At 69.9% G+C, this 2,290-nt stretch carries 1 protein-coding gene; it reads left to right on the forward strand.

Annotation, left to right across the window (positions count from 1 at the left end):
• Positions 1–76: 76 nt before the first annotated feature.
• Positions 77–2,290: hypothetical protein (locus VKG64_01405; protein ID HKB23681.1), on the forward strand; the 2,214-nt coding region annotated here is incomplete at its 3' end.

Below are 2,290 nucleotides of genomic sequence, written 5' to 3' on the forward strand. Positions count from 1 at the left end.
GAGAACCTCGTAACCGCCGTCTGGACAGGCGGTTCCGCTTGTCCGCTCTGGCCAGCGTCCGTATCTTTAGAGCCCCATGTCTAGACTTGAGAACAAGAAAGACAAGGCCAAGAGCCTTGAGGCCAAGGACCCCAAGGGGGCGGCCGAGGCGTGGCTGCAGGTTCTCAAGGAACAGGACGAAGAGGGAGACCCGAACCCCGATCTCTCGATCTACAACCGGATCGGCGACCTCTACCTGAAGCTCAAGGATCCGCATCAGGCCGCCGACTACTACGACCAGGCGGTCGACAAGTACGCCGAGCTCGGGTTTCACAACAACGCCATCGCGATGTGCAACAAGGTGCTCCGCAACGCCCCGGGGCGGCAGAACACCTATTTCAAGCTCGCCAAGCTGTACGCCGCCAAGGGGTTCATGGGCGAGGCAAAGCAGAACTTTCTGGAATACGCCGAACGGATGCAGAAGGCCGGGAAGATCCAGCAAGCGTTCGCCGCCTTGAAGGAGCTTGCCGAGATCTCGGCCGAGAGCGCCCATCTGCGGGAGCTGCTCGAGGAACACCTGCGGATGTACGGCGATCCGGACCGCCGCCCGGCGAGCGGGTCGGCCGCGCCCGCGGCGCCCGTCAAGGAGGATCTCTCGAAATCGGGGAGGCACAAGACCTCGAGCCTCGTGTTCCTCGATGTCGATTTGCCGCCGGTCTCAAAGCAGACGCCTGCGGTACGGATGCCGCCACGGCCCGCGCCGCCACGCGCGGCGGAGCCCGAACCAGAGCCGGCAGGGGACGAAGCGCAGCCGGCGGTTGACGGGTTGATCGGGACGCCCGAGCCCGAGCCCGACGAGTCGCTCGCCATCGAGTCGACCAGCCTGGCCGAGGAGGCGGAGTCTCCGACCGCCCCGCGTCCGTCGGGCACGCTCGAAGGGTTCGAGACCACGGTGGCGGCGTTCGGGGACGTGGGCGTCGATCCGACGAGCGTCCCTTCGCTCCGCGAGGAGGTGACCGCCGACGACGTGGAGCCGATGGCGGAGCTCGAGCCGACCGTAACGGACGAGGCGAGCGCGGCGGAGGCTGAGGCGGAAGCCGAGCCGCTCGTCGACACCGACCTCGGGCTCGACGCTGCGCCACCCGCTCGCCGTGCGCCGTTCGTCCCGAAGCGACCGGCCGCGCCTGCGCGCCCGGGGGTCGACGAGCCCCGGCCGGGCGGCGGCAGTCGGCCGCCGCTGCCCAAGTTCGAGCCGCGGCGCCCCGAGCCCGCGAAAGTCGCCCCGGTCGTACCGAAGCGCCCGGCCGTGGGGCCGCCACCCAAGCGCAAGCCCGTCGTCGAGGTGCCGCCGCTCGAGCTCGAGACCGATTTCACGCCCGGAGCCGACACGGGCCATGCGATCGATGAGGAGCCGCTGGCGATGGACGATCCCGGCCGGGGCCGGGGCCGGGGCCGGGGCGCGGCGCCGGCGGGCGGGATCGAGATTGACAAGAACGCGCGGGCCGCGCCGGCGGGCCGGCGCCGGGCGGCGATCGATCTCGGCCTCGATGGCGTGGTGAACGCCGACGACGCGAGCGGGGCGCTCATGTTCGCGCAGATCGAGGAGCAGCGGGACCTCACACCGATCGCGGAGCTCGAGGCCCGCGTCGCCGACGATCCCGACGATCCCGAGGCGCACCAGATGCTGGGCGAGGCCCTGGTCGAAACCGGGGAGCGCGCGCGCGGGATCGAGGAGCTGGACCACGCCATCACCGCATTCGAAAACCGCGGCAACCTCTCCCGGGCCCAGGACCTGGTGGACGAGATCCTGCGGCTCGATCCCAACAGCGTGCGGCACCGCCAGAAACAGGTGGAGTTCGCGTTCAAGTCGGGCGACAAAGCGAAGCTGATCGACGCCTATGTGGAGCTGGCCGACACCTTGCTGCGCAGCGACCTGCCCGACAAGGCCCGCGCCGTCTACCAGCGCGTGGCCGAGCACGACCCCGGCAACGCCCGCGCCACGGCGGCGCTCTCGATGCTCGCCCCCGTCGCATCGCCACCGCCGCCCGAGCCGAAGGCGAAGGGCAAGTCCGCGGCGCGGGATGCGGAAGGGAAGACCGCTCCCCGCGATGCGAAGATGAAGGTGCGCCACGACACGGGCGACACGGGGGACTTCGTCGACCTGAGCGCCATGATGCTCGAGGAGCAGCCGCCCGAGCGGGACACCCGGATGAAGGTGGCCGATGAGGAGCCCACGGGAGACGAAGAGCAGGACTTCCAGGGCATGCTCGCCCGCTTTAAGCAGGGCATCGACGAGAACATCGACGAGGGC

It is taken from the genome of Candidatus Methylomirabilota bacterium, from assembly GCA_035260325.1.
Lineage (GTDB): Bacteria > Methylomirabilota > Methylomirabilia > Rokubacteriales > CSP1-6 > AR19.